Here is a 23735-nt window from a genome sequence, read left to right as displayed (position 1 = left end):
CGGGGCCGGAACAGGGGTCGCGATGCCCATGACAATGGCTGGATTCATACGCCGGATCGTCCGATTCCTGAGTGAGCTGTGCATCACCGTCGGCACGGTGATCGTGCTCTTCGTCGTCTATGTGCTGTTCTGGACGGGGGTCAAGGCCGCCGACGCCGCCGACGCGGAGCTGGACCGGCTCCAGAGCCGCTGGGCCCAGGGCCGGATCGAGACCCCGGCACACCCCCCGGACCCCGGCCCGGACGATCCGGGCCCCCCGGCCCCCGGCTTCCGGACCGCACCGCCCGCACCACCACCCCCGCCGGTGGACCCGGTGGACCCGTCCGCCCCGGCGAAGCCCCTGCCCCCGGCACAGCCCACGCCCCCGGCGGCCCCCGGGAACGGACCGCCCCCCGCCCCCCGGGCCGGGGAGCCCTTCGCCGTCCTCCGCATCCCCCGCTTCGGCCGCGACTGGGACTGGCCGGTCCTGGAGGGAACGGCGGTGGCCACCCTGAAACGGGGACTCGGCCACTACCCCGGCACCGCGCTGCCCGGCCGCACCGGGAACTTCGCCGTCGCCGGACACCGCCGCACCTACGGCGACCCGTTCAAGGACTTCCCCCGGCTGCGCACCGGCGACGCGGTCGTCCTCACCGACGGCACCACCCGGTACACCTACCGGATCGCCCGCAGCCCCTTCCGTACCGTCCCCTCCGACACCGGGGTGATCGATGCCGTGCCGGACAAGTCCCCGTTCACCCGTCCTGGCCGGTATCTCACCCTCACCACCTGCGAGCCGGAGTGGGGCAGCAGCCATCGGCTGATCGCCTGGGCCCGGCTGGAGTCCACCGCCCCCGCGACCCACGGCAAACCGGCGGCTTTCCGCTCCTGACCCCGAGGGTGCCCCCGACGCCCTTAATCTGGAGCGGTACCGAAGGGAAGGGACCGGGCCATGTACGGCTGGATCTGGCGGCATCTGCCGGGCAACGCGTGGATCAGGGCACTGATCTCGCTCGTCCTGGTGCTCGCGGCGGTCTACGTACTGTTCCAGTACGTCTTCCCCTGGGCCGAACCACTGCTTCCGTTCAACGATGTCACGGTCGACGGGGCGGGCGCCGGGAGCGCCCCCGCCGGAGCCGAAGAGGGAACCGCCCGATGAGCGCACGCATCCTGGTCGTCGACAACTACGACAGCTTTGTCTTCAACCTCGTCCAGTACCTGTACCAGCTCGGAGCCGAGTGCGAGGTGCTGCGGAACGACGAGGTCGCCCTCTCCCACGCCCAGGACGGCTTCGACGGCGTACTGCTCTCCCCCGGGCCCGGCACCCCCGAGCAGGCGGGCGTCTGCGTCGACATGGTGCGCCACTGCGCCGCCACCGGCGTCCCCGTCTTCGGGGTCTGCCTCGGGATGCAGTCGATGGCGGTGGCGTACGGCGGGGTCGTGGACCGCGCCCCCGAGCTGCTGCACGGCAAGACCTCCCCGGTCACCCACGAGGGCCGGGGCGTCTTCGCCGGGCTGCCCTCGCCGTTCACCGCCACCCGCTACCACTCGCTCGCGGCGGAGCCCACCCGGCTGCCCGCCGAGCTGGAGGTCACGGCCCGGACCGAGGACGGCATCATCATGGGGCTGCGCCACCGCGAACTGCCCGTCGAAGGGGTGCAGTTCCACCCGGAGTCGGTGCTCACCGAGCACGGCCATCTGATGCTCGCCAACTGGCTGGAACGGTGTGGTGACACCGGGGCCGTCGGACGCTCGGCGGGGCTCGCCCCGGTGGTGGGCAAGGCCCTGGCGTGACCGACCGGCGTCCTGGGGAGGGGTGGTACGGCCCTCCGGGAGGGTACGAGGACGCGACAGGGCACGGCGGAGGGGCGGAGCACGGGCCGCCGGGACCCAGGCAGCAGGGACACGGGCAGCCCGGGTACGGGGACCCGTGGCACCCCGCCCCCGGCCCGGCGTACCCGGCGTACGGGCAGCCCTACGCCCAGGGAGCGGCCCCGGCCCCCGACCCCGGCCCGGGGTATCCGCCGCCGCCCGGTCCCACCGTCCCCGAGCCGCCGCCGGGATACGCCTGGCCGGGGCAGGGAGGCCCGACGGCGCCCGGCCCGTATCAACCCCCCACCCCGGCCGTCCCGCAGGCTCCATACGCCCCACAGGGCCCGTACGGCGCCCATGGCACCCAGGGCGCGTATGCCCTGCACCCCCCGGGCGTCCCCCCGGCCCCCGCGCCGGAACAGTGGGGAACGCCCCGGCCGCCGGGACAACCCGAGCCGCCCGGACCGTATGAGCCGCCCGAGACATATGAGCCGTATGAGCCGTATGAGCCGTACGAGCACGCCCCCACCGGCCCCACCGCCCCCACCGGCCCCGGGCGGGCCGAACGCCGCAGAGCGGCCCGTTCCCCGGGACACCGCGCCCGCCGCCGCCCGCCGAAGCCGTCCCCGCAGGCCACCGCCCCCTCCCGCCCGCTCACCCGGACCGAGGCCCGCAGAGCCGCCCGCGCGGCCCGGGACAGCCCCGGCGTGGTCGTCAGCCGGGCCCTGGGCGAGGTCTTCATCACCCTCGGCGTGGTGATGCTGCTCTTCGTCACCTATCAGCTCTGGTGGACCAACGTCCGCGCCGATCAGCAGGCCGGCCGGGAGAAGGAGCGGATCCAGCGGTCCTGGGCCGCGGGCCGGGCCCCCGGGGCGTTCCGGCCCGGCGAGGGTTTCGCGATCATGTACATCCCCAAGCTGGACGTCGTCGTCCCCGTCGCCGCGAGCATCGACAAGGAGAAGGTGCTCGACCGGGGGATGGTCGGCCACTACAGCGAGGGCGGGCTCAAGACCGCGATGCCCTCGGCGCGTACGGGCAACTTCGGGGTCGCGGGCCACCGCAACACCCACGGCGAGCCCTTCCGCTACATCAACCGTCTCGAACCGGGTGATCCGATCGTGGTCGAGACCCGCGAGGCGTACTACACGTACCGCATGGCGAGCCTGCTCCCCCAGACACCGCCCTCCAATGTCCGGGTGCTCCGCCCGGTCCCGGCCGGCTCGGGCTTCACCCGTCCCGGCCGCTATATCACCCTCACCACCTGCACCCCCGAGTTCACCAGCACCTATCGGATGATCGTCTGGGGCGAGCTGGCCGAGGAGCGGCCACGTGCGCAGGGCAAACCAGACGCGCTCGTAGGCTAGGACCCGTCAGCGCGGCCCTGGGGCCCGGACGTCGAAGGGCCGCCGGGGTCCAGACGGGAACGATGCAGTGTCACGTGCGCGCAGCCGGATCGCCGGTGTCATCAGTCTCTTCGGCGAGTTGCTGATCACCGCGGGGGTCGTCCTCGGCCTCTTCGTCGTCTATTCGCTGTGGTGGACCAACGTCCTCGCGGACCGGGAGGCGTCCCGGCAGGCCGACCGGATACGCGAGGGCTGGACGAAGCCCCGCCCCGGTGGGGCCCAGGGCCCGGGCGCCCTCGACACCAAGGACGGCATCGGCTTCCTCCATGTCCCCGCCATGGGCGACGACGAGGTGCTGGTGAAGAAGGGCACCACGCCCGCACAGCTCAACGGCGGGGTCGCGGGCTACTACACCGAGCCGGTGAAGTCCGCGCTGCCCTGGCAGCAGAAGGGCAACTTCACCCTGGCCGCGCACCGCGACGGCCACGGCGCCAAGTTCCACAACATCCACAAGCTGGACGAGGGCGATCCGATCGTCTTCGAGACCCGTGACACCTGGTACGTCTACAAGGTCTACAAGACCCTGCCGCAGACCTCCAAGTACAACGTGGACGTGCTCAAGCCGGTCCCCAAGCAGTCCGGGAAGACCGCGCCCGGCCGGTACATCACCCTCACGACCTGTACGCCGATCTACACCTCGGACTACCGCTACATCGTCTGGGGGGAACTCGTCCGCGCGGTCAAGGTCGACCGGGACCGCACCCGGCCGGCCGAACTGCGCTGACCGCCGCCAGGTACCGGGAGTCCGTTCCGGGACGCCGCGGCCCCGGCATCCGCTCGGGATGCCGGGGCCGGGTGACGCATCGTCCCGCAGGGCGGGTGCCGGGTGGCTCAGCGCAGGCCCGCGAAGGGGTTCCAGCCCCCGTCGGAGTCCTCCTCGCCGTTCCCCGGGTCACCGTTGTTTCCGTTGTTGCCCTGGTTCCCGTTGTCGCTGTTGTTTCCGTTGTTGTCGCCACCGCCCAGGTCGAGGGTGGTGACATCGACCTTCTTCTCCTCGCCCGGCTGGCCGCCGCCCTTCGGGTTCTGGTCGATCACCCGGGCGTTGTCGTCGTCCGGGCCGGTGACGTCGCCGAGTTCCAGACCCGCCTGGGAAAGGAGCAGCTTGGCCTCACCGAGGGTCTTGCCCGTCAGCGGCGGGACCGTGATGACCTGCTCGGGCCCCTTGGAGACCGTGAGCGTCACCGTGCTGTTCTCGGGCGCCTGGCTGTTCCCGGCCGGCTTCTGGGTCAGGACCTGGTCCCGGGGCTTGTCCGAGTCCACATACTCGACGTTCACCTGGAAGCCGTTGACCTGGAGCTGCTGCTGCGCCGACGGGTACGGATTGCCCTCGACGAACGGCACCGTCTTCAGCGCCTGCTTGGCCACCGTCAGCGTCACCGTGGTGTTCTTCTCGGCCATGCTGGCGCCCCGGGGCCGCTGCTCGATGACCGTGCCCGGGTCCTCGGAGGTCGACTCGACCTCGTCGACCTCCACCTTGAAGCCCTTGCGGGTGAGCTGCTCCCGCGCGCTGTCCAGGGACTTCTCGGTGACGTCGGGGACCTCCACCTTGGGCGCGCCCTCGGAGAGCACATAGGTGACGGTGTCGCCCTTGGACACGGTGCCATCGGCCGGGATCTGACTACAGATCCTGCCCTTGGGCTGGTCGCAGCGTTCCGCGCCGGACTGGGTGAGGGTGACCTCCGCGTTGTCGGCGAGCCGCTGGGCCTCCGCCGGGGTCTTGCCCACGAGCACCGGCACCGGCACATCACCGGCCTCGGGCTTGTCCCCGAAGACGGCGCGGGCGATGAGGACCGCGCCGATCAGCACCAGCACACCCGCGACCACGAGCAGCACCGTGGAGGTGCTGGACTTGCGCTGACGGCGGCGTCCGCGACCGTCGTCGTATCCGTCGTAGCCCCCGTCCTCCGGGTTGATCGGCGGGAGCATCGAGGTCTGGGCGACCGCCGGGTCCGCCTGGCGCAGGGCCGTGGTGGCGTGCTCCTCCGGCGGATAGCCGCCGTAGCCGACCGCGCCCATGGCCGCGGCCGCCGCCGTGACCGGCTGGCCGTCCAGGCACGCCTCGATGTCCGCCCGCATCTCGTCCGCCGACTGATAGCGGTAGTCGGGGTCCTTGACCAGCGCCTTGAGGACGATCGCGTCCATCTCGGGGGTGATCTCGTGATCGAAGTTGGACGGCGGCTGCGGCTCCTCGCGGACATGCTGGTACGCCACCGCCACGGGTGAGTCCCCGATGAACGGCGGGCGCACGGTCAGCAGCTCGTAGAGGAGGCAGCCGGTGGAGTAGAGGTCGGAGCGGGCGTCGACCTGCTCGCCCTTGGCCTGCTCCGGGGAGAGGTACTGGGCGGTGCCGATGACGGCGGAGGTCTGTGTCATCGTCATCCCGGCGTCGCCCATGGCGCGCGCGATGCCGAAGTCCATCACCTTGACCTGGCCGGTGCGCGTCAGCATGACGTTCGCCGGCTTGATGTCACGGTGGACGATGTTGTTGCGGTGCGAGTACTCCAGGGCCTGGAGGATGCCGATCGTCATCTCCAGGGTGCGCTCGGGCAGCAGCTTCCGCCCGGAGTGCAGCAGCTCCCTGAGGGTGGAGCCGTCGACGTACTCCATCACGATGTACGGGATGGAGACCCCGTCGACGTAGTCCTCGCCCGTGTCGTAGACCGCGACGATCGCAGGATGGTTGAGCGAGGCGGCCGACTGGGCCTCACGGCGGAACCGGGCCTGGAAGGACGGATCACGGGCCAGGTCCGCCCGGAGCGTCTTCACGGCGACGGTACGGCCGAGACGGGTGTCATGGGCGAGGTAGACCTCCGCCATGCCACCGCGGCCGAGCACCGAGCCCAGTTCGTACCGCCCGCCGAGGCGACGCGGCTCTTCCATAGCTGTTCCAGCCCTCTCCGTCAGTCCCCGCCGTGCCGGGGTGTGGTCCGGCGGTGTGCTGTTCGCGACTACGCTACCGGGCTCGCACGGCCCGACCGGCCCGTGACCGTCACCTGATACCCGACCGGTATCGCGGGGCGCGGAAAGGGAACGTGGGCGTGACCCGGGTCACTTCTTGAGAACCGCCTCCATCACGCTCCGGGCGATCGGCGCGGCGAGCCCGCCGCCCGAGATGTCGTCCCGCGCGGTCCGTCCGTCGTCCTCGACGATGACCGCGACGGCCACCGGCGAGCCCTCGTCGGTCTTGGCGTACGAGATGAACCAGGCGTACGGCCGCTTGCTGTTCTGGGGCCCGTGCTGGGCGGTGCCGGTCTTGCCGCCCACCGTGACGCCCGGGATACGGGCGTTGGCGCCGCTGCCGCTCTCGACGACGTTCTCCATCATCTCCTGGACCAACTGCGCGGTCTTCTGGGAGACGGGGCGGCTCAGCTCCTCGGGCTCGTGCTGCTCGATCACGTCGAGATCGGGCGACTCCAGCCGGTCGATCATGTACGGCTTCATCAGCCTGCCGTCGTTGGCGATACCCGCCGCGACCATCGCCATCTGGAGCGGGGTGGTGGCGGTGTTGAACTGCCCGATCGCCGAGAGGGAGTTCTCCGAGCGCTCCATCTCCCGGTCGTAGACGGACGCCTCGGCCCGCACCGGGGTGAAGTGCTCCCGGTTGAAACCGAACTTCTCCGCCGTCTCCAGCATCTTCTCGCGGCCCACCTCGTCGGCGAGCTTGGCGAAGACCGAGTTGCAGGAGATCTCCAGCGCCTTCTTCAGGCTCACGTTCTCGCAGCCCTGTGCGAGGTTCTTCATCGGCACCCGGGTGTTCGGGAGGATGTACGGCTCGGGGGTGTCCGTCGGCTCCTCGATGTCGTCCACCGCGCCGTGCTCCAGCGCCGCGGCGGCCGTCAGCACCTTGAAGGGGGAGCCCGGCGGGTAGATCTCCCGCAGCGCCCGGTTGAGCATCGGCTTGCTCTCGTCCCGCTCCAGCGCCTGCCACCGCTTCTCGTCCGCCCGGGAGTAACCGGCGAAACCGGCGGGGTCGTACGAGGGGGTGGAGGCGAGCGCGAGAATCCTGCCGGTCCGCGGTTCGACCGCGACGACCGCGCCCTTCTTCTTGCCGAGCCCCGTGAACGCCGCCTTCTGCGCGGCGCCGCTCAGCGTGGTGACGACATTGCCGCCCTTCTTCTTGTCGCCGGTGAACATCGCCGTCGTCCGGTCGAAGAAGAGCCGGTCCGAGGTGCCCGAGAGGATGCCGTCCTCGATCTTCTCGATCTGGTTGGCGTCGAACGCCTGGGAGGCGTATCCGGTCACCGGGGCCCACATGGGGCCGTCGACATAGGTGCGCTTGTAGACGTAGTCCGTGTCGTCGGTCTGCTCGGAGCCGGTGATCGGCTTGCTGTCGACGATGATGTCGCCGCGCTCACTGGCGTACCGGGCGATCTGGACCCGGCGGTTGCGGTCGTTCTCGTTCAGCTCTTCGGCCTGGAAGTACTGGAGCCAGTTGGCCCTGATGAGCAGGGCGAGCATCAGAACGCCGCAGAAGACGGCGATCCGACGCAGCGGTCTGTTCACGGACGGACCACCTGGGTCATCTCCGCGTCGGGAGAGGGCGCCGGGGCCGGGGCGGGACGGCGGGCGGTGTCGCTGATCCGGATCAGGATGGCGATGAGCGCCCAGTTCGCGATCACGGAGGAGCCACCGGCCGCGAGGAACGGCATGGTCATACCGGTCAGCGGGATCAGCCCCATCACACCGCCGGCCACCACGAAGACCTGGATGGCGAAGGCGCCGGAGAGACCGACCGCGAGCAGCTTGCCGAACGGGTCGCGGGCGGCGAGCGCCGTGCGCACCCCCCGTTCCACGATCAGGCCGTAGACCATGAACAGGGCCATGATCCCGGCGAGACCCAGCTCCTCGCCGAAGCTGGAGAGGATGAAGTCGGAGTTGGCCGCGAACTTGATCAGGTCGGAGTTGCCCTGGCCCCAGCCGGTGCCCAGGGTGCCACCGGCGCCGAAGGACATCAGCGACTGGCCGATCTGGTCGCTCTGGCCGTCGAAGACCGCCGTGGAGAACGGGTTGAGCCAGGCGTCCACGCGCTGCTGGACATGGGGGGCGAAGGAGGCGACGCCGACGGCCCCGGCGGCGGACATCAGCAGACCGAAGACGATCCAGCTCGTGCGCTCGGTGGCCACGTACAGCATGACCACGAACATGCCGAAGAAGAGCAGCGAGGTGCCGAGGTCCGTCTCGAAGACAAGGATCAGGATCGACATCGCCCAGACCATGAGGATCGGTCCGAGGTCCCGGCCGCGCGGCAGATAGAGGCCGAGGAAGCGGCGGCTGGCGAGCGCGAGCGCGTCCCGTTTCACCATGAGGTAGCCGGAGAAGAACACCGCGATGATGATCTTGGCGAACTCGCCGGGCTGGATGTTGATCGGGCCCAGGCTGATCCAGATCCGCGCGCCGTACCGGGCGGGGAAGAACATCGGCAGGGTCAGCAGGACCAGCGCCGCCGCCATCGAGATATAGGTGTAGCGCTGGAGGATGCGGTGGTCCTTGATGATCAGGAGCACCGCGACGAAGAGCGCCACACCGATCGCCGAGTACAGCATCTGCTTGGGCGCGTCGGCGGAGAAGGCGCCATAGGCGCTCTCCGCGCGCAGGATCAGCCGGGGCGACTGGTCCAGCCGCCAGATCATCACCAGTCCCAGCCCGTTGAGCAGCACCGCGAGCGGCAGCATCAGCGGGTCGGCGTACTTGGCGAACTTCCGCACCACCAGATGGGCCACGGCGGCCAGCAGCCCGAGCCCGAGGCCGTAGCCGAGCACCCCGGCGGGCAGCTTCCCGTCGAGGGCGAGTCCGACGTTGATGTACGCGAACACCGGGATGGCGACCGAGAAGGCCAGCATCATCAGTTCGGTGTTGCGGCGGCTCGGCGCTTCGATCGCGCCGATCGTGGTGGTGTTGGTGACAACGCTCATGGCGGAGAGGGCCCCCTACGGCTGATTACTGCTTACCGCAGTTCGAGGCCAGCTTCTGCTCTTCCTCCGAGAAGACGGGTCCCGGGGGAGGAGTGGGAGAGGCAGCGGTCGGTTTCTTCGAGTCGGTCTTCCCCCCGGCCCCCGGCGAGGCGCTGGGGGTGGGGGAGGGCGGGGTCTTCCGCTGCGGGGCCGCGGTGACCTTCTCGGCCTCCTGGCGCGCCTCCTCCTTCTTGCAGGCGTTGGCCTGCGCGGAGAGCTCGCCGATCTTCGCCCGGGCCTTGTCGAGGCTCTTCTGCGGGATTGTGGCCTCCACCTGCTCGCGCTGGTAGGGCGGGAGGTACTTGAGTTCGATCTCCGGGTGGTCCTTCTCCACCTTCGACAGGGAGACCCAGGCGAGATCCTGGCTGAGGCCCTGGTAGAGGGCCACATGTCCGCTGCTGGAGCCGACGTAGTACTGCGTCTGCGTCCAGCGGTGGCCCGCGTAGAGACCGCCGCCGAGCACACCGAGGGTGAGCGCCGTGTACAGCGAGCGCCGCAGCCAGATCCGGCCCCGGCCGGGCTTCTCGAAGTCGTCGTCGGCGTAGGCGTCGAAGCTGCCGTCCGGCGTGTCGTACTCCTCGCCGCCGCCGTAGCCGCCGCCCCGGGGGGTGCGGCCGAGCCCGGAGGCGCGGCCCGCGGGGGTCTGCATGGCGCCGCCGTCGTTCAGCTGGAGCTGGTTCTCGGCGACCGCGCCGACGACCACCGGGGTGTCGCTGAGCTGCCCGGCCAGGCCCTCGCCCGCGTCCGTGTCGAGGACGTCGGCGACGATGCAGGTGATGTTGTCCGGTCCGCCGCCGCGCAGGGCGAGCTGGATCAGGTTCTGGATGGTGTCCTGGGGGCCCTGGTAGCTGGCGAGGGTCTCCTCCAGGGTCTGGTGGGAGACCACCCCGGAGAGTCCGTCGGAGCAGATCAGATAGCGGTCGCCGATCCGGACCTCACGGATGGAGAGATCGGGCTCCACATGGTCGCCGCTGCCCAGCGCGCGCATCAGCAGCGAACGCTGCGGATGTGTGGTGGCCTCCTCCTCGGTGATCCGGCCCTCGTCCACCAGCCGCTGCACCCAGGTGTGGTCCTGGGTGATCTGGGTGAGGACGCCGTCGCGCAGCAGATAGGCCCGGGAGTCACCGACATGGACCAGACCCAGCCGCTGGCCGGTCCAGAGCAGCGCGGTGAGGGTGGTGCCCATGCCTTCGAGCTGGGGATCCTCCTCGACCATCACCCGGAGCTGGTCGTTGGCGCGCTGGACGGCCGTGCCGAGCGCGGTGAGGATGTCCGAGCCGGGGATGTCGTCGTCGAGCTGGACCAGGGTGGAGATGACCTCCGACGAGGCGACCTCGCCGGCGGCCTGGCCGCCCATGCCGTCGGCGATGGCGAGCAGCCGGGGACCGGCGTAACCGGAGTCCTCGTTGCCCTCGCGGATCATGCCCTTGTGCGATCCGGCGGCGAAGCGCAGAGACAGACTCATGCGCACCTCGCCGGTCGGCTCGGGGTACAGCCGGTCTCGCGCCACACTGCCCGCCCTCCGGTCGGGAGCCGGTCCCGGTCCGCTGTGGGGACCGCTGTGGCTCGCTCGCTCCGCTCGCTCATTGTCGTACTACTTCCGCAGCTCGATGACGGTCTTGCCGATGCGGATCGGCGCGCCCAGCGGAATCGGTGTCGGGGTGGTGAGCCGGGTCCGGTCGAGATAGGTGCCGTTGGTGGACCCGAGGTCCTCGACGATCCACTGGCCGTCACGGTCCGGGTAGATCCTGGCATGCCTGCTGGACGCGTAGTCGTCGTCCAGGACGATCGTGGAGTCGTGCGCCCGGCCCAGGGTGATGGTCTGGCCCTGGAGCGCCACCGTGGTGCCGGTGAGACTCCCCTCGGAGACCACCAGCTTGGTGGGCGCGCCGCGGCGCTGCCGCCCGCCCGACTGCCGGCCGCCGGACTGGCGCCCGCCGCCCGACGGCTGCTGCTGCCGCTGCTGCGGGGGCGCGGCCTGGCGGGTCTGCTGGGGACGGGTGTCCGCGCCGCGGCGCGAACCGCGCTGGGTGACACGCGTCCCGAACAGATCGCTGCGGATGACCTGGACGGCCACGATGACGAACAGCCACAGAACGGCCAGGAAACCCAGCCGCATGACCGTCAGGGTCAGCTCTGACATTGCCCCCGCTTCACCCTTCGGCTTGCCGGTAAACGATGGTGGTGCTGCCCACGACGATCCGCGAGCCGTCGCGGAGCGTAGCGCGGGTGGTGTGCTGCCCGTCCACCACGATGCCGTTGGTGGACCCGAGATCCTGGATCGTCGAGGGCGTTCCGGTCCGGATCTCACAGTGCCGGCGGGAGACGCCGGGGTCGTCGATCCGCACGTCGGCGTCGGTGCTGCGGCCCAGCACCAGCGTCGGGCGGGAGATCTGATGGCGGGTGCCGTTGATCTCGATCCAGCGCCGTACCTGGCCGCTCGGCACCGGTCCCGGCCCGGACCCGGCCGCGGACGCGCGGTCCGGCACCGGGGACGGGCGGGCGCCCGGGGGCGGCCCGGAGGGCATCGGCGGCGCGGCCGACTGCGCTCGGCCGAAGCCCTGGCCGGGGGCTTCGGGGCCCGTGGCGGACGGGCCGGGCGACTGTGACGTACTCGACGCGAGGGTGCGGCTGCGCACCCGGTACAGACCCGTGTCGAGGTCGTCGGCCTTCTCCAGATGGACCTTGATGGGGCCCATGAAGGTGTAGCGCTGCTGCTTGGCGTAGTCGCGGACGAGTCCGGCCAGCTCGTCGCCGAGCTGGCCCGAGTAGGGGCTCAGCCGTTCGAAGTCGGGCGCGCTCAGCTCCACGATGAAGTCATTGGGGACGACGGTCCGCTCGCGGTTCCAGATGGTCGCGTTGTTGTCGCACTCGCGCTGGAGGGCGCCCGCGATCTCGACCGGTTGGACCTCGGACTTGAAGACCTTGGCGAAGGTGCCGTTGACCAGACCTTCGAGACGCTGCTCGAAACGCTTCAGGACTCCCATCGGGCACCTCCTCCGTTGCTGCCGTCCTGATACTGCTTACTGATCGTATCCACGCGTCGGGAAATCGGCTGGTTCCCCTTGTCTGCCCCGTCGATGAGTGTCACCTCTCACACGGATCGTAGAGGCGGCCTGATGACAGTGTCCCGCACCCGGGGTGCGCCGGGGAGGAGCGGGGGCGGTGCGGAGGGGGCTTGTGGGCGGGTCTCGTCTCACTCCTTCCCTTTGTGTGCCGTTTGCCCGCCGCCGCCCGCCGTACACGGTCGGCTCCGGGCGGACCGGAAGCGTTCCGGAGGGCGCCCGGGGCCCGCCGGGAGGGGCGTCGGGGCGCCGCCGGAGGGGCGCCGGGAGGCGGTACGGGAGGTGGTGCGGCGGGTCGTGGGCCGGCCGCCCGGGGGCCGCCGGGAGGCCGTCGAACAAACGGATGTGATTCCACCCTGCGCAGCGTGCTAATCTTCTGCATGTCGCCACGGGGGACACGCCGAAAAGCGGGTCAACCGAGCAACAACACCCAATGCGCGGGTGGCGGAATAGGCAGACGCGCTGGATTCAGGTTCCAGTGCCCGAAAGGGCGTGGGGGTTCAACTCCCCCCTCGCGCACCAAGCAGATGTCTCTGATATCTGTGAGATCGTCGGAGAGGGCGGTATCGCGGAAGCGATGCCGCCCTCTCTATCTGTCTGCCGTCTTTTCGGCCCTGCTACGGCTGGTCACGCTCCGCGGTGACCGGGGCGGCGGGGTGGTTCAGCGGCGGAGCGCCTCGACGGGTTCGATCCGGGCGGCGCGCCAGGCCGGGTAGAGGCCCGCGAGAAAGCCGACGAGGGCGCCGATGAGCGGCGCGGGCAGGACGGCGTACGGCTCCAGGACGGCGGTCCACTCCTGGACGAGGGCCGTGACCAGCACGGTCGCGATACCGATGGCGGTGCCGACGAGCCCGCCGAGGGCGCCGAGGGCGGTGGACTCGGTCAGGAACTGGGCGGTGATGTGCCGTCCGCGTGCCCCCAGCGCCCGGCGCAGCCCGATCTCTCCGGTGCGTTCCAGTACGGCGACCAGGGTGGTGTTGGCGATCCCGACGGCGCCCACGGCGAGACAGATGGCGGCCAGCAGGAGGAAGAGGCCCGACAGATCGGTGTCGACCCGGTCCCGCAGGGTGCGGGGGTCCGGCGGGGGGACGGCCTTGAGCAGTTCGGGCCGGTCCGGGCGGAGCGCGAGGGCGGCCTGGGCCGCGACGACCCGGGCGGCGCCGGGCCGGGTGTGCACCAGGGCCTGGGCGGGGGTGTCCCGCGGCGGGCCGTAGCGGGCGGTGGCCGTACCGCTGGGAATGATCACACCGAGCAGGGTCTGCGGCAGGCGCTCCGTGTCGTCCACGATGCCGAGCACGGTGTACGCGGTGTCATTGATGAAGACGGCGGCCCGGGTGTCGGCGCGGTGGATGCCGAGCCGGCGGGCGGCGCCACTGCCGAGGAGGCACACACGTTCCGCGCGGCGCTGGTGGAAGTCGTCGAAGACCGTGCCGTCGGACAGCGTCGGCCGCATGGCCCGGATCGCTCCCGGGCTGGCCGCGTACAGGCCCACACTGCTCCGGCCGTCCGGGGCCGTGGCCGTGGGCCGGGCGGCCACCCGTGGGTCGCGCAGCGGCAGGGGCCACCAGACGCCGCCCGCGCTGACCCCGGTCAGCCGCTCCAGCCGGGCGTCGGTGTCCTCGGGGAAGGACATTCCGCCGCCGCTCCCCGGGGTCCCGGGGCCGGTCGCGGTGTCGTCGACGGTGACGGTCGTCTCCTGGAGGAGGCTGAAGGACTGGCCGATCTGGCTGGTCGCGGTCGAGGTGAGGCCGAGGACGGCGACGAAGGAGCCGACGCCGAGGACGGTGCCGAGCAGGGTGAGCACGGAGCGGCCGGGACGCTGGACGAGTCCGGCCAGGGCCTCGGCGACCGTGTCGGCGAGGGAGAGCCGGGTACGGGGTGTTGCCGGTGAGGCGGGTCCCGCGCCGACGCCGCGGCGGGAACGGATCATGAGGCGGCTTCCGCTTCGGTGAGGTGGCCGTCGAGCATCGTGACGATCCGGCGGGCGCGGGCGGCGACGGCGGGGTCATGGGTGATCACGACGACGGTGACCCCGGAGGTGTTCAGCTCCTCCAGGAGGTCCATGACCGAGGCGGCGGTGACGGAGTCGAGGTTGCCGGTCGGCTCGTCGCACAGCAGCAGATCGGGGGTGTTGACGAGAGCCCGGGCCACGGCCACGCGCTGGCGCTCGCCACCGGAGAGGACGGTGGGCAGGGCGTGCAGCCGGTGTGACAGTCCGACGCGGTGGAGCGCGGCAGCCGCCGCGGCCTCCCGGGACGGGCCGCGGGGGGTGACATAGAGCCGCGCGAGGGCGACGTTCTCCAGCGCCGTGCGGTGGGGCAGCAGATGGAACGCCTGGAAGACAAAGCCGATGCGATGGCCGCGCAGGGCCGTGCGCTCGCGTTCGTCCAGGTCCGCGGTGTCCCGTCCGGCCAGGGTGTAGGTGCCCGAGGTCGGCCGGTCCAGCAGGCCGAGCACGTTCAGGAGGGTGGATTTACCGGAGCCGGACGGGCCGACGACGGCGACGTAGTCCCCGTGGGCCACTCCCAGGTCCGCCGGGCGCAGGGCGACGACGGGCGGGGTGCCGGAGAAGGTGCGTCCGCAGCCCGACAGCTCCACCACCCAGCGGCTTCGGCGGCTGCCGTCCGGGGCGGCATCGGCGGCGGGCGGTGGCGCGGGGGTGCGGGCCCCGGCCCGGGGGCGGCGCGTCAACCGGCGCAGACGCTGGATCACCGGCCGACCACGACCTGGTCACCGGCGCGCAGCCCGCCGTTCACGGGGGTCACGGCCACCATCCCGTCGGCGGACACCCCCGCCTTCACCTCGACGGTGCGTTGTTCCGTGCGGCCGGTGAGCACGGTGACGGTGGTCCGGGTGTCGGCTCCGGCGGAGACCGCGGCCAGCGGGACGGCCAGGACCGGGCCGTCGGTGGCGGCCGAGGTGATGGTGATGCGGACGTCCTGGCCCGCCAGCGCGTCGTCCCAGGGGCGGGTGGGCTTGATGGTGAGCGGGACATGGGGGGTCAGGGCGGTGGGGTCCTTGTCCGGGGCGGTGTCCCCGGTGCCGCTTCCCTCCGCTCCGGTTCCGGCTCCCGGCTTTCCGCCGGGTGCGGGCGTGACCGGCTTGCCGACGGAGTCCACGGTGCCCCGCTGCTCCGCCCCGGTGGTCTCGGAGAGCACGGTCACGGCGAGGCCCTCGGTCACCAGGCCCGCCTGGGCGGGGTCCAGCCGTCCGACGAGGGTCATCCCGCTGCGGGCCAGGGTGATCACCGGGCCGTCGACGCTGTCGCCGACGCGGACGGGGACGGAGACGACCCGGGCGGGCAGGCCGGGTACGTAGACGACCTCGGACGCGGGGAGCATCGGCTGCGCGACGGCGTCCCGTACGGCCGGCGCGGCGGTGGGCGCCAGGGCGAGGGAGGGGTCGCTCGTGGCTCCGCCTCCCCTGCCCGTGCCGGTGCTCGTGGGGGGCCGGGCGGGGCCGGTGGCCGCTGTGTCCAGGGACGGGGCCGTGCCCGTGCCCGTGTCTTCGGCCTGGGCCTTTGCGCCGGGCGCCGCGAGCGGGGGTTCGTAGCCCATCGCGCGGTACAGCTTCCCCAGCGCGCCGGCGGTACCCGATCCGAATCGCCCGGCAGCGTCGGCGCCGGTGCCGTGGCCGAGTGAGCGCAGGGCCCGTTGCAACTGGTCGACGTCCTTCCCGCGGTCCCCCGGGGAGAGATCGCGGTACGCGGGTATCGCGCCCGGGAGCGCGAACACCGGCCGTCCGGAGTACTCCAGCAGGGCCCGGCCCGCGGGCGCGGGTCTGCCCGGCCGGGTGAAGACGCCGGTGACGAGCAGCGTCCCCGTCGGGTCGGACGTCGCGGTCGCGGCCACCGAGACGGGCCGGGCCGCGACCGCCCGTCCGCTGGAGAACGTCCCCCGGACCACCGTGGTGGAGCGCAGGACCTTCCTCTCCACGGGGGCCGTGACGGCGCTCGGCGCGGGCGGGCTGGTGTCGGCCGCGGCCTGGGCCGGTGACTGCACCCAGCCGGAGGCGGCCATACCGCCCGCGGCGATCACGGCGGCGCCCACGGCGACGGCCACGGCGAGCCGTCTGCGCCGGGCCAGCGCGGTGTCCCGGGCCCGTTGCGGGACCTCGGGTCGCGGCTCTTCCGTCACCGCTGCCCCTGCTGTCCCCACTGTCACCGGATTCATGGATACATCCGCCGATCTGCTGCCGAACCGAGCTGAACCAAACCGAAGAGAGTCATCAGGACATCTGCCGCGGTACCGCCCGGTCCGCGCGGACCGGGCGGACCGGGCGGTACCGGGGGTCAGGACGTGCGCTTGATGGAGGCGTTCTCGTTCTTGAGGGTCGCGTTCAGGTTCGCGGTGGAACGGGGCGCGAAGCTCTGCGAGGGGCCGGTGTAACCGGAGTTGAAGTAGACGGTGTTGGTGGCGGAAGCCTCGCCGCTCGTCCCGGCCGCGGCGTTGTTCTTCACCGCCTGTGCGTCACCGTCGCCGACACACCGGGAGACACCCAGGTTGCTGTTGATCGTCACCTCGTGCGGACGGAAGACGAAGCGCACCAGCGTGGCACCGTTGGGGCTGTATCCGTAGAGGTCGTTGATGCTCTGGTTGGAGAGGAAGCAGGACGACGTCCAGGTATTGACACCGGAGTTGTAGAACAGGGCGAAGCAATTGGCCTTGCTGGCACTGCATTCGTTGCCCGAGTACGAGATCGGGGTGGCCTGGGCCGTCGGGACGGCGAAAAGGCTCGCGGACGCGGCCAGGGTGAAGCCTGCGGCCAGCCGGGCGATGTTCTTCATGGGAATTCCTCCTGTGGACGGGGCCGGTCGGACAACTGGGTCAGGAGTCCGTGCGGGCCGCGTTCCTGACCGCGGCCTCGGTGGTCTGCTTGGCCTCCTGAAGAGCGAGCTGGTTCTTCTCGATCAGCTCGTTCTGGATCGCGGTCTCCGCCGCGAACCAGACCGCGACGAGATCCGTGGACTGCTTGCACTCCACGTCGGCGACGGCGACGGCGATCTCCCTGGGTGTGGGGGAGGGGGCGTTCAGGGAGCCGGGGAGTTCGGCCGCGTCCAGCGGGGTGGAGACGGTGTAGCCCTTCTGCCGCATGCACGCGGACCATTTCCCGACGACCTCGCGCACCGCCGGATCGGCCTGGGAGGAGTCGAATCCCTGATTGTTCAACCGGCTGGCCAGAGCGCCGTCGACCCTGCCGATCCGGCGTTCGGACTCGCCCAGGCAACCGCCCTCGGGAATTCCCGCGGTGGTGGGCTTCTCCCCGGTTTTGGTCCGGCCCATGAGCGCGGCCTCGGCGGCTTCCGACTCCATGGAGTAGGCGGGTGGTTCACCGCTGTTGTCCGGCAGGTGATAACCGTGCCGGCGTACCTGTTCCAGGTCGGCCACGCCGTAACGGCGGGGCATATTGGCGTCGTCCGCGCTCGGCGGGGGATGGAGCCCGGGCTCCGGTGGTTCGTAGGTGAAGCCGAATTTCGCCATGCACGCGCTCTGTAGGGCCTGCTGGGCACGGAGGACGGTCACCTGCTGCGCATAGCCGATCAGATAGCTCTGGAGCGGCAGGGCCAGGCCCTTGGCGAGACCGTCGGCCGCCTGGGCGGCGGGCCAGGTGCCGCGGTCGGGGTCCCTGGGGGCGCCGGCTGTCGTGCCGTTGCCGGTCCGGTCGTCGTCCCGGGCACAGCCCGTGACCATGACCATGGCCACGGAGGAGGTCAGAACCGCCACGGAGGCAAGGCTGCGGCGGAGCGCCACGCACCGCGGTCCGTTCACTGGGGCCCTTCTTTCTCGGAGCAGCCGGAAACAGCCGGAAACAGCCGGAAGAGCAGCAGGGGGCGGGTTGTCGGAGCGCGCGCATTCTCCGGACCGCTCCGGACCACTTCCGGACACCTTCCGAACGTCTTGGAGTCGTCCAGGAACATAAGTCAGCCGAGGGTTATCGCGGAGTGATTTTGTGCTGTTTTATTTGGTGTGCGGGCGGCCATTTTTTCTGTGGGCGGCGCGCAGCCGGATGGAATCGGCCGCGTGCCGGGACCAGCCCGTTCCGTCGGGGCCGTCGGGGCCGTGCCGCGGGGTCCGGGGGCCGGACAGGGCGGTGTGGAGCCGGGCCCAGACGCCGTCGGTGCTCCACCGGGCGAAGTGCCGGTAGACCGTGGGCCAGCTCGGGCCGAAGACCGGGGGGAGCTGCCGCCAGGTGCAACCGGACGTGGCCACGAAGACGATCGCGGCCAGGGTCGCGCGGTCCTCGGCGCGACGGCGTCCGCCGCCCTGGGGGCGCCGTGTCTCCGCCGGGGGCACCACCTGCCGGAAGGCCGTCCACAATTCCTCCGGCACCAGCCGGTCCACCAGGTCGGTCATGAGCCATGCATCGCCGGGGTCCACCAAAAGAAACAACGCCGGCAGGGGATTTGCGCGGGCGTCCGATGAAGAGGCGTGACCATGTGTGGCTCGGCCTGACCGTTTTAAGATCCCATAGCGGGACAGCGCACTTTTCCCGTGGTATTCCCCGGGTCATAGGGAAGTCGCCGCTCGGTCGTCGGCCACCTGGGCGCCGCCGCGGAGGGCTGGTTCCGGCCGTGCGCGGGTGCGCCGGGAAGGCCGCAAGTCTCCTCGTCCCCGGGGCGGTTCGGAGCGTGATCCCTCCGCCGGGCGGAGAGGCATCCGCCATCAGCGGGGTGGTTTTCGGCCATGCTCTCCGCAGTGGTGGGGCCACAGATGCTCCTGTGAAGGGTGAACGCAGAGTGACGCCCTTCCGTTGCGTGTCCTTCGTCACATTCGAGGCTTCTCCTTGTTCCGGGCCGCTCGGGGACCGCCCGGCGCGCGGGGCCCGTTCGGCGGGGTCTGTTCGGCGGGGTCGCGACCTTCGTCGTGCCGGAGCGGGACGAAAGTCGGCGGTCCTGGCCGGATTCCGCTTCCTAGGGTGCTGCTGTGAAGCTCTCATCCTCGAAGACCCTGGCCGGACTGCGCGCGGGCTGGACCTGGCTGGCGTCGCCGCCCTCGCAGCGCCCCGGCCGGAACCAGCTCCTGGAGCCGGGCCGGGGCATGGGCGCCGAGCTGGTGCTCGTGCTGGCCGTGACGATCCTGACGGCCTTCCTGGAGAAGACGCTCGACGAGGGGACCGTCCGGGCCGCCGGGTTCGCCGTCGTCGCCGCGGTGCTGACGCTGCTGCGGCGCCGGTTCCCCGTTCCCGTGCTGATCGTGAGCTGCGCCCTCGGCGGGGACTCCGGCGGCATGATCCTCGTGGAGATCCTGGCGGGCTGGTCCGCGGGTCTGAGGGTGGCGGGCCGGGCGCGGGCGGCCCTCGCGTTCTGCGGCGCGTACGCGGCGGGCACGGCCGTCATGGCCGCCATGGCCGTCGTCGGCCGGGAGACGCTGCCGTTCACCCCGAACACCCTGCTGCTGTCGCTGCTCTTCTTCCTGGCGATGGTGGTCGTCCCCGGCCTGGTCGGACGGTACTGGGCCCAGCGGCAGACACTGCTGCACGCCCTTCAGGAGCGCAACGCCAAGCTGCTGTGGGAACGCCAGATGATCGCCGGTCAGGCACGGCTCAAGGAGCGCCAGCGCATCGCCCAGGACATGCACGACAGCCTCGGGCACCAGCTCGCGCTGATCGCCGTGCACACGGGCGCGCTGGAGGTCGACCCGGAGCTGACCGGGCGCCAGCGGGAGGCGGTCGGGGTGCTGCGGACCGCCGCCGTCAGCGCCATGCACGAGCTGCGCGAGGTGGTGGGCATCCTCCGGGACGGCGTCGAGCAGCCGTCGCCGGACCCGGTGGACGAGACGGGGCGCGCCGCCCGGGGGACCGCGGGGATCGCCGCCCTGGTGGAGGCCGCCTGCGCCGCGGGGAACACGGTGCGGCTGCGGACCGAGGGGGAGCCCCGTCCGCTGGCCGCCGCGGCCGACCACGCCGCGTACCGCATCGTCCAGGAGGCGCTGACCAACGCGTACAAGCACGCGCCCGGGGCGCCGATCGACGTGGCGCTGCGGTACGAGCCCGACTCGCTGGTCGTGGAGACCGTCAACGGGCCGCCCCTGTCGGCCGTCGGCGACGTGGTCAGCGGCGGACAGGGGCTCACCGGGCTGCGGGAGCGGGCGCGGCTGGTCGGCGGCATGGTGCACGCGGGGACCGTCGAGGGCGGTGGGTTCCGGGTGGCCGGAGTGCTGCCGTACGGGGAGACGGAGCACACCGCGGTGGCGGCCGTTCCCGACGATGCGCTGTGGCAGCCGCCGCAGGATCTGCCGGGGGGCGCCGGTGCCGGTGGCGCCGGTGTCGGCGGTCACCGTGTCGGCGGTGGCTTCGGCGGTGTCGGCGGTGGTGCGGGGCCCGACGGGATGCCGGTCATGGACTGGAGCGCGTCGACCCGGGAGATGCTGATGGGGGAGCTGGACGCGAGCAGGCGCCGGGGCCGGGTCAGCGGGGTGGGCATCGGCTGCATGGCGGCCGCCGGCGGAGCGCTGGTGCTGCTGCTGCTGATCGTCGGCGGACTGTGGCTCGCCGTCAACGAGGTCGACGACTCGTCCGTCACTCCGGAGCTGTACGACCGGATCGAGGTCGGGACCGCGGAGGCGGAGGTACGCGAGCTGCTGCCCGAGGGGGAGCCCTTCGTCCCGGAGGAGCTGAAGGACAAGGGGCCGAAGCGGCCCGCGGACGCCGAGTGCGTGGTGCTGCTGTCGACGGACATACCCGACTCCTTCACGTCCGACGCGGTGTTCCGCTTCTGCTTCCGGGACGGGGAGCTGATCGAGAAGCGGTCCTACGAGGTGGAGGGCTGATCCGGGGGCCGAGGGCCGGCCGCGGTGGCGGGGGCGTGGCGCGCGGGGCGCCGGAAGGGCGTGCGGAGGCGTGCGGGGGTGATGGAGACTGTGGGCTGGTGTCCGGACCGGCGGCGCCGGGGACTCGATTCCCGGTCGGCCGGCGGACGGGAGGACGTTCGACCGGGCCGGTTTCATCGCCGTCCGGCGACCTGGCTGAGTGAGGGTGACTATGACGGGGGCGCCGATCCGGGTGGTCATCGCCGATGACGAGCCGCTGATCCGGGCCGGGATTCGGATGATCCTCACCTCGGACCGGGAGATCCAGGTCGTCGCGGAGGCGTCCAACGGGCGGGAGGCCGTGGAACTGGTCCGCGCCCATGGGGCGGACGTGGTGCTCCTGGACATCCAGATGCCGGTGATGGACGGACTCACCGCGATGGCGGAGCTGCGCCGGGCGGTGCCGTCGGCCCGGGTGGTCATCCTCACCACCTTCGGGGAACGGGACAACGTGCTGCGGGCGCTGGAGGCGGGCGGCGCGGGCTTCCTGCTGAAGGACACCGCCCCCGCCGAGCTGATCGCCGCGGTCCGGGCCGCCGCCGCGGGGGACGCCTATCTCTCCCCCGGCGCGACCCGGCATGTGGTCGACCAGCTCGCCACCGGGCACGCGGCGTCCCGCAACGAGCGGGCGCGGGAGCGGGTGGCGCAGTTGAGCGCGCGGGAGCGGGACGTCCTCTCGCTGCTGGGCGAGGGGCTGTCCAACGCGGACGCGGGGAGACGGCTGCACATGAGCGAGGCCACGGTGAAGACCTATGTGAGCCGCATCCTGGCGAAGCTGGAGTGCGAGAACCGGGTGCAGGCCGCGCTGCTGGCGCGGGACGCGGGTCTGGGCGTGGGCTGAGCCCCGGGCTTCCGGCCCCTGTCCCCGGGCCCCTGTCCCCGGCCTCTCCCCCGGTGTCTGCCGCCTGGCCGTCGGCTCCCGGCTGCCGGCCCCGTGCCCGGCCGTACCCGGTGATCGGCACAGGTCAGCGAGGGGGCCGAGGGGTTGTCCACAGGGGGAGACGAGGGCGGGACGGCGGGGGTACGGTCGGGACGGCGGGGTGAACAGCGGAGCGGGGCGGACGACGAGGGGGGCCTTTCATGGGGCACGAGGCCGAGACGGTGGCGCTTCCGGCGCAGGGAGCACCACCGGGTGGCGGGGCGGAGGCCCAGGGCTTCGGGACGCGTGTCCGTGCGGGTTCCGCTCTGGGTGCGGGTGCGGGTGCGGGTGCGGGTGCGGGTGCGGCTTTCGGCGCTGGTGCGGGCGCTGGTGCGGCTCTTGGTGCCGGTGCCGGTGCGCGTATTCCGGTGGTGCCGGGTTTCGCGCGGCGCACGGGCGGCGGGGGCGCCGCACCGTCCGGAGCCGGGCCCTTGGCCCAGTCGCCGAAGCAGTGGGGGAAGGCGCTGCGCGGACGGGTGCCGCGCGCGGCGCACGAGCTGCTGCCCCCGGTGGCCGTGGGGCGACCCGGCGCGGTGGCGGCCGTCGAGGAGTCCAGCCGGGGCCGGGTCCCCGGGCTGACGCCGATCCGGGTGGGCCGGATGGCCGCGTCGCCCTTCGCCTTTCTGCGCGGGTCCGCCGGGCTGATGGCCCATGACCTGGTCGGCACCCCCGTCACCGGGGTGAGCGCCCAGATCTGCGGCGACGCGCACGCCGCCAACTTCGGCCTGTACGGCGACGCCCGGGGCCGACTGGTGATCGACCTCAACGACTTCGACGAGACCGCCGTCGGCCCCTGGGAGTGGGACGTCAAGCGGCTCGCGGTCTCACTGGTGCTCGCGGGCCGGGAGGTGGGCGCGGACGACACGGTGTGCGCCGCCGCCGCCTTCGACGCCATGGGGGCCTACCGGCGGACGATGCGGCTGCTGGCGAAGCTGCCCGCGCTGGACGCGTGGAACGCGATCGCGGACGAGGAGCTGGTCTCCCACGCCGACGCGCGCGATCTGCTGGGCACGCTGGAGCGGGTCTCGGCGAAGGCACGCAACAACACCAGCGCCCGCTTCGCCGCGAAGTCGACCGAGCCGTACCAGGACGCCCTGGGTCCCGGCCGCCGCTTCGTGGACGCGCCCCCGGTGCTGCGCCGGGTCTCCGACGCGGAGGCGTCGGCGGTGGCGGCCTCGCTGGCGGAGTACCTGGGCACCGTGGCCGAGGACCGGCTGCCGCTGCTCGCCCGGTACGAGATCCACGACGTGGCCTTCCGGGTGGTGGGCACCGGCAGCGTCGGTACCCGTTCCTATGTGGTGCTGCTGCTCGACCACCGGGGCGAGCCGCTGGTGCTCCAGGTGAAGGAGGCGCGGGCCTCGGCGCTGCTGCCGCATCTGGCTGCGGCGGGCTTCCCGGCGGCGTCCGCCGGGCACGAGGGCCGCCGGGTGGTGCTCGGGCAGAAGCGGATGCAGGTGGTCAGCGACATGCTGCTCGGCTGGACGACGGTGGCGGGCCGCCCCTTCCAGGTGCGGCAGTTCCGCAACCGCAAGGGCAGCGTGGACCCGGCGGCGCTCACCCCGGCGCAGCTCGACGACTACGGCCGGATGACGGGGGCGCTGCTCGCCCGGGCCCACGCCCACAGCGCCGACCCCCGGCTGATCGCGGGCTACTGCGGCCGGGGCGAGGAGCTGGACACGGCTCTGGCCCGGTTCGCGGTGCGGTACGCGGACCGCACCGAGGCGGACCACGCCGAGCTGCTGAGGGCGATCGCCACGGGCCGGACAGCCGCCGAGACCGGGGTGTGACGGCGGGGGCCG

General features: G+C 72.0%; 20 protein-coding genes and 1 tRNA gene. 9 read left to right on the top strand and 12 right to left on the bottom strand.

All coding sequences use genetic code 11. From position 1 onward, the window contains the following. Nucleotides 1-34: 34 nt before the first annotated feature. The 5 genes from CRV15_RS13785 to CRV15_RS13765 all read left to right on the top strand — a co-directional run bounded on the left by CRV15_RS13785 (nucleotide 35) and on the right by CRV15_RS13765 (nucleotide 3918). A complete protein-coding gene (locus tag CRV15_RS13785; protein ID WP_009996876.1) occupies nucleotides 35-871 on the top strand; it encodes a class E sortase in 837 nt (278 codons plus the stop codon). Nucleotides 872-931: 60 nt separating this feature from the next. After that, nucleotides 932-1138, top strand: a complete 207-nt coding sequence (locus tag CRV15_RS13780; RefSeq protein ID WP_003957457.1) for a hypothetical protein — start codon at nucleotides 932-934, stop codon at nucleotides 1136-1138. Further along, the gene (locus CRV15_RS13775) at nucleotides 1135-1773 is read left to right on the top strand and encodes an aminodeoxychorismate/anthranilate synthase component II (RefSeq protein WP_003961131.1); all 639 of its coding nucleotides are present in this window, start codon (nucleotides 1135-1137) and stop codon (nucleotides 1771-1773) included. The genes CRV15_RS13780 and CRV15_RS13775 overlap by 4 nt, the downstream gene beginning before the upstream one ends. Next, nucleotides 1770-3155 (top strand): class E sortase, encoded by a 1386-nt coding sequence (locus tag CRV15_RS37880; RefSeq protein ID WP_003961132.1) that lies wholly within the window; start codon nucleotides 1770-1772, stop codon nucleotides 3153-3155. Before CRV15_RS13775 ends, CRV15_RS37880 begins: the two co-directional genes overlap by 4 nt. Nucleotides 3156-3222: 67 nt before the next feature. Beyond that, entirely contained in the window at nucleotides 3223-3918 is a 696-nt protein-coding gene (locus CRV15_RS13765) for a class E sortase (protein WP_003957460.1), read from the top strand. 107 nt (nucleotides 3919-4025) lie between these two features. Here CRV15_RS13765 and pknB read toward each other — a convergent pair whose 3' ends face one another. The 6 genes from pknB to CRV15_RS13735 all read right to left on the bottom strand — a co-directional run bounded on the left by pknB (nucleotide 4026) and on the right by CRV15_RS13735 (nucleotide 12132). Then, entirely contained in the window at nucleotides 4026-6074 is a 2049-nt protein-coding gene (pknB, locus tag CRV15_RS13760; protein ID WP_003957461.1) for a Stk1 family PASTA domain-containing Ser/Thr kinase, read from the bottom strand. A gap of 168 nt (nucleotides 6075-6242) precedes the next feature. Further along, nucleotides 6243-7697 carry a peptidoglycan D,D-transpeptidase FtsI family protein gene (locus CRV15_RS13755; RefSeq protein WP_003957462.1) on the bottom strand — a complete coding sequence of 485 codons (1455 nt, stop codon included), beginning with the start codon at nucleotides 7695-7697 and terminating at the stop codon, nucleotides 6243-6245. Next, nucleotides 7694-9106 carry an FtsW/RodA/SpoVE family cell cycle protein gene (locus tag CRV15_RS13750; protein ID WP_003957463.1) on the bottom strand — a complete coding sequence of 471 codons (1413 nt, stop codon included), beginning with the start codon at nucleotides 9104-9106 and terminating at the stop codon, nucleotides 7694-7696. The genes CRV15_RS13755 and CRV15_RS13750 overlap by 4 nt, the downstream gene beginning before the upstream one ends. 25 nt (nucleotides 9107-9131) lie before the next feature. Further along, nucleotides 9132-10610, bottom strand: a complete 1479-nt coding sequence (locus CRV15_RS13745; protein ID WP_231632965.1) for a PP2C family protein-serine/threonine phosphatase — start codon at nucleotides 10608-10610, stop codon at nucleotides 9132-9134. Nucleotides 10611-10739: 129 nt separating this feature from the next. Beyond that, a complete protein-coding gene (locus CRV15_RS13740; protein ID WP_003957465.1) occupies nucleotides 10740-11288 on the bottom strand; it encodes an FHA domain-containing protein FhaB/FipA in 549 nt (182 codons plus the stop codon). Nucleotides 11289-11298: 10 nt separating this feature from the next. Beyond that, nucleotides 11299-12132 (bottom strand): FHA domain-containing protein, encoded by an 834-nt coding sequence (locus CRV15_RS13735; protein ID WP_003957466.1) that lies wholly within the window; start codon nucleotides 12130-12132, stop codon nucleotides 11299-11301. A gap of 513 nt (nucleotides 12133-12645) precedes the next feature. On the opposite strand from CRV15_RS13735, the gene CRV15_RS13730 reads away from it, so the two are divergent. After that, a tRNA-Leu gene (locus CRV15_RS13730) sits at nucleotides 12646-12732 on the top strand. 139 nt (nucleotides 12733-12871) lie between these two features. Here CRV15_RS13730 and CRV15_RS13725 read toward each other — a convergent pair. The 6 genes from CRV15_RS13725 to CRV15_RS13700 form a co-directional block, all read right to left on the bottom strand. Beyond that, a complete protein-coding gene (locus CRV15_RS13725) occupies nucleotides 12872-14140 on the bottom strand; it encodes an ABC transporter permease (protein ID WP_003957467.1) in 1269 nt (422 codons plus the stop codon). Beyond that, nucleotides 14137-14922, bottom strand: coding sequence for an ABC transporter ATP-binding protein (locus CRV15_RS13720; protein WP_003957468.1), 786 nt, complete (start codon nucleotides 14920-14922; stop codon nucleotides 14137-14139). The genes CRV15_RS13725 and CRV15_RS13720 overlap by 4 nt, the downstream gene beginning before the upstream one ends. Continuing rightward, nucleotides 14919-16346 carry a permuted SH3 domain-containing protein gene (locus CRV15_RS13715; RefSeq protein WP_009996885.1) on the bottom strand — a complete coding sequence of 476 codons (1428 nt, stop codon included), beginning with the start codon at nucleotides 16344-16346 and terminating at the stop codon, nucleotides 14919-14921. The genes CRV15_RS13720 and CRV15_RS13715 overlap by 4 nt, the downstream gene beginning before the upstream one ends. 155 nt (nucleotides 16347-16501) lie before the next feature. Continuing rightward, entirely contained in the window at nucleotides 16502-16996 is a 495-nt protein-coding gene (locus CRV15_RS13710; RefSeq protein ID WP_003957470.1) for a hypothetical protein, read from the bottom strand. A gap of 40 nt (nucleotides 16997-17036) precedes the next feature. Next, nucleotides 17037-17933 (bottom strand): hypothetical protein, encoded by an 897-nt coding sequence (locus CRV15_RS13705; RefSeq protein WP_230864146.1) that lies wholly within the window; start codon nucleotides 17931-17933, stop codon nucleotides 17037-17039. A 234-nt stretch (nucleotides 17934-18167) separates the two neighbouring features. After that, nucleotides 18168-18563 (bottom strand): IS5 family transposase, encoded by a 396-nt coding sequence (locus CRV15_RS13700; protein WP_009996886.1) that lies wholly within the window; start codon nucleotides 18561-18563, stop codon nucleotides 18168-18170. A gap of 570 nt (nucleotides 18564-19133) precedes the next feature. Here CRV15_RS13700 and CRV15_RS13695 point away from each other — a divergent pair. From CRV15_RS13695 to CRV15_RS13685, 3 genes are all read left to right on the top strand, one after another. Continuing rightward, nucleotides 19134-20978 carry a sensor histidine kinase gene (locus CRV15_RS13695; protein ID WP_003961137.1) on the top strand — a complete coding sequence of 615 codons (1845 nt, stop codon included), beginning with the start codon at nucleotides 19134-19136 and terminating at the stop codon, nucleotides 20976-20978. Between the two features lie 211 nt (nucleotides 20979-21189). Further along, nucleotides 21190-21858, top strand: coding sequence for a response regulator (locus CRV15_RS13690; protein ID WP_003957476.1), 669 nt, complete (start codon nucleotides 21190-21192; stop codon nucleotides 21856-21858). Between the two features lie 344 nt (nucleotides 21859-22202). Then, nucleotides 22203-23723, top strand: a complete 1521-nt coding sequence (locus CRV15_RS13685; RefSeq protein ID WP_003957477.1) for a DUF2252 domain-containing protein — start codon at nucleotides 22203-22205, stop codon at nucleotides 23721-23723. The last annotated feature ends 12 nt before the right edge of the window (nucleotides 23724-23735 follow it).

Source organism: Streptomyces clavuligerus, assembly GCF_005519465.1.
Lineage (GTDB): Bacteria > Actinomycetota > Actinomycetes > Streptomycetales > Streptomycetaceae > Streptomyces > Streptomyces clavuligerus.
The sequence above is the reverse complement of the archived record's forward strand: the minus strand, read 5'-3'. Positions and strand labels throughout refer to the sequence as shown.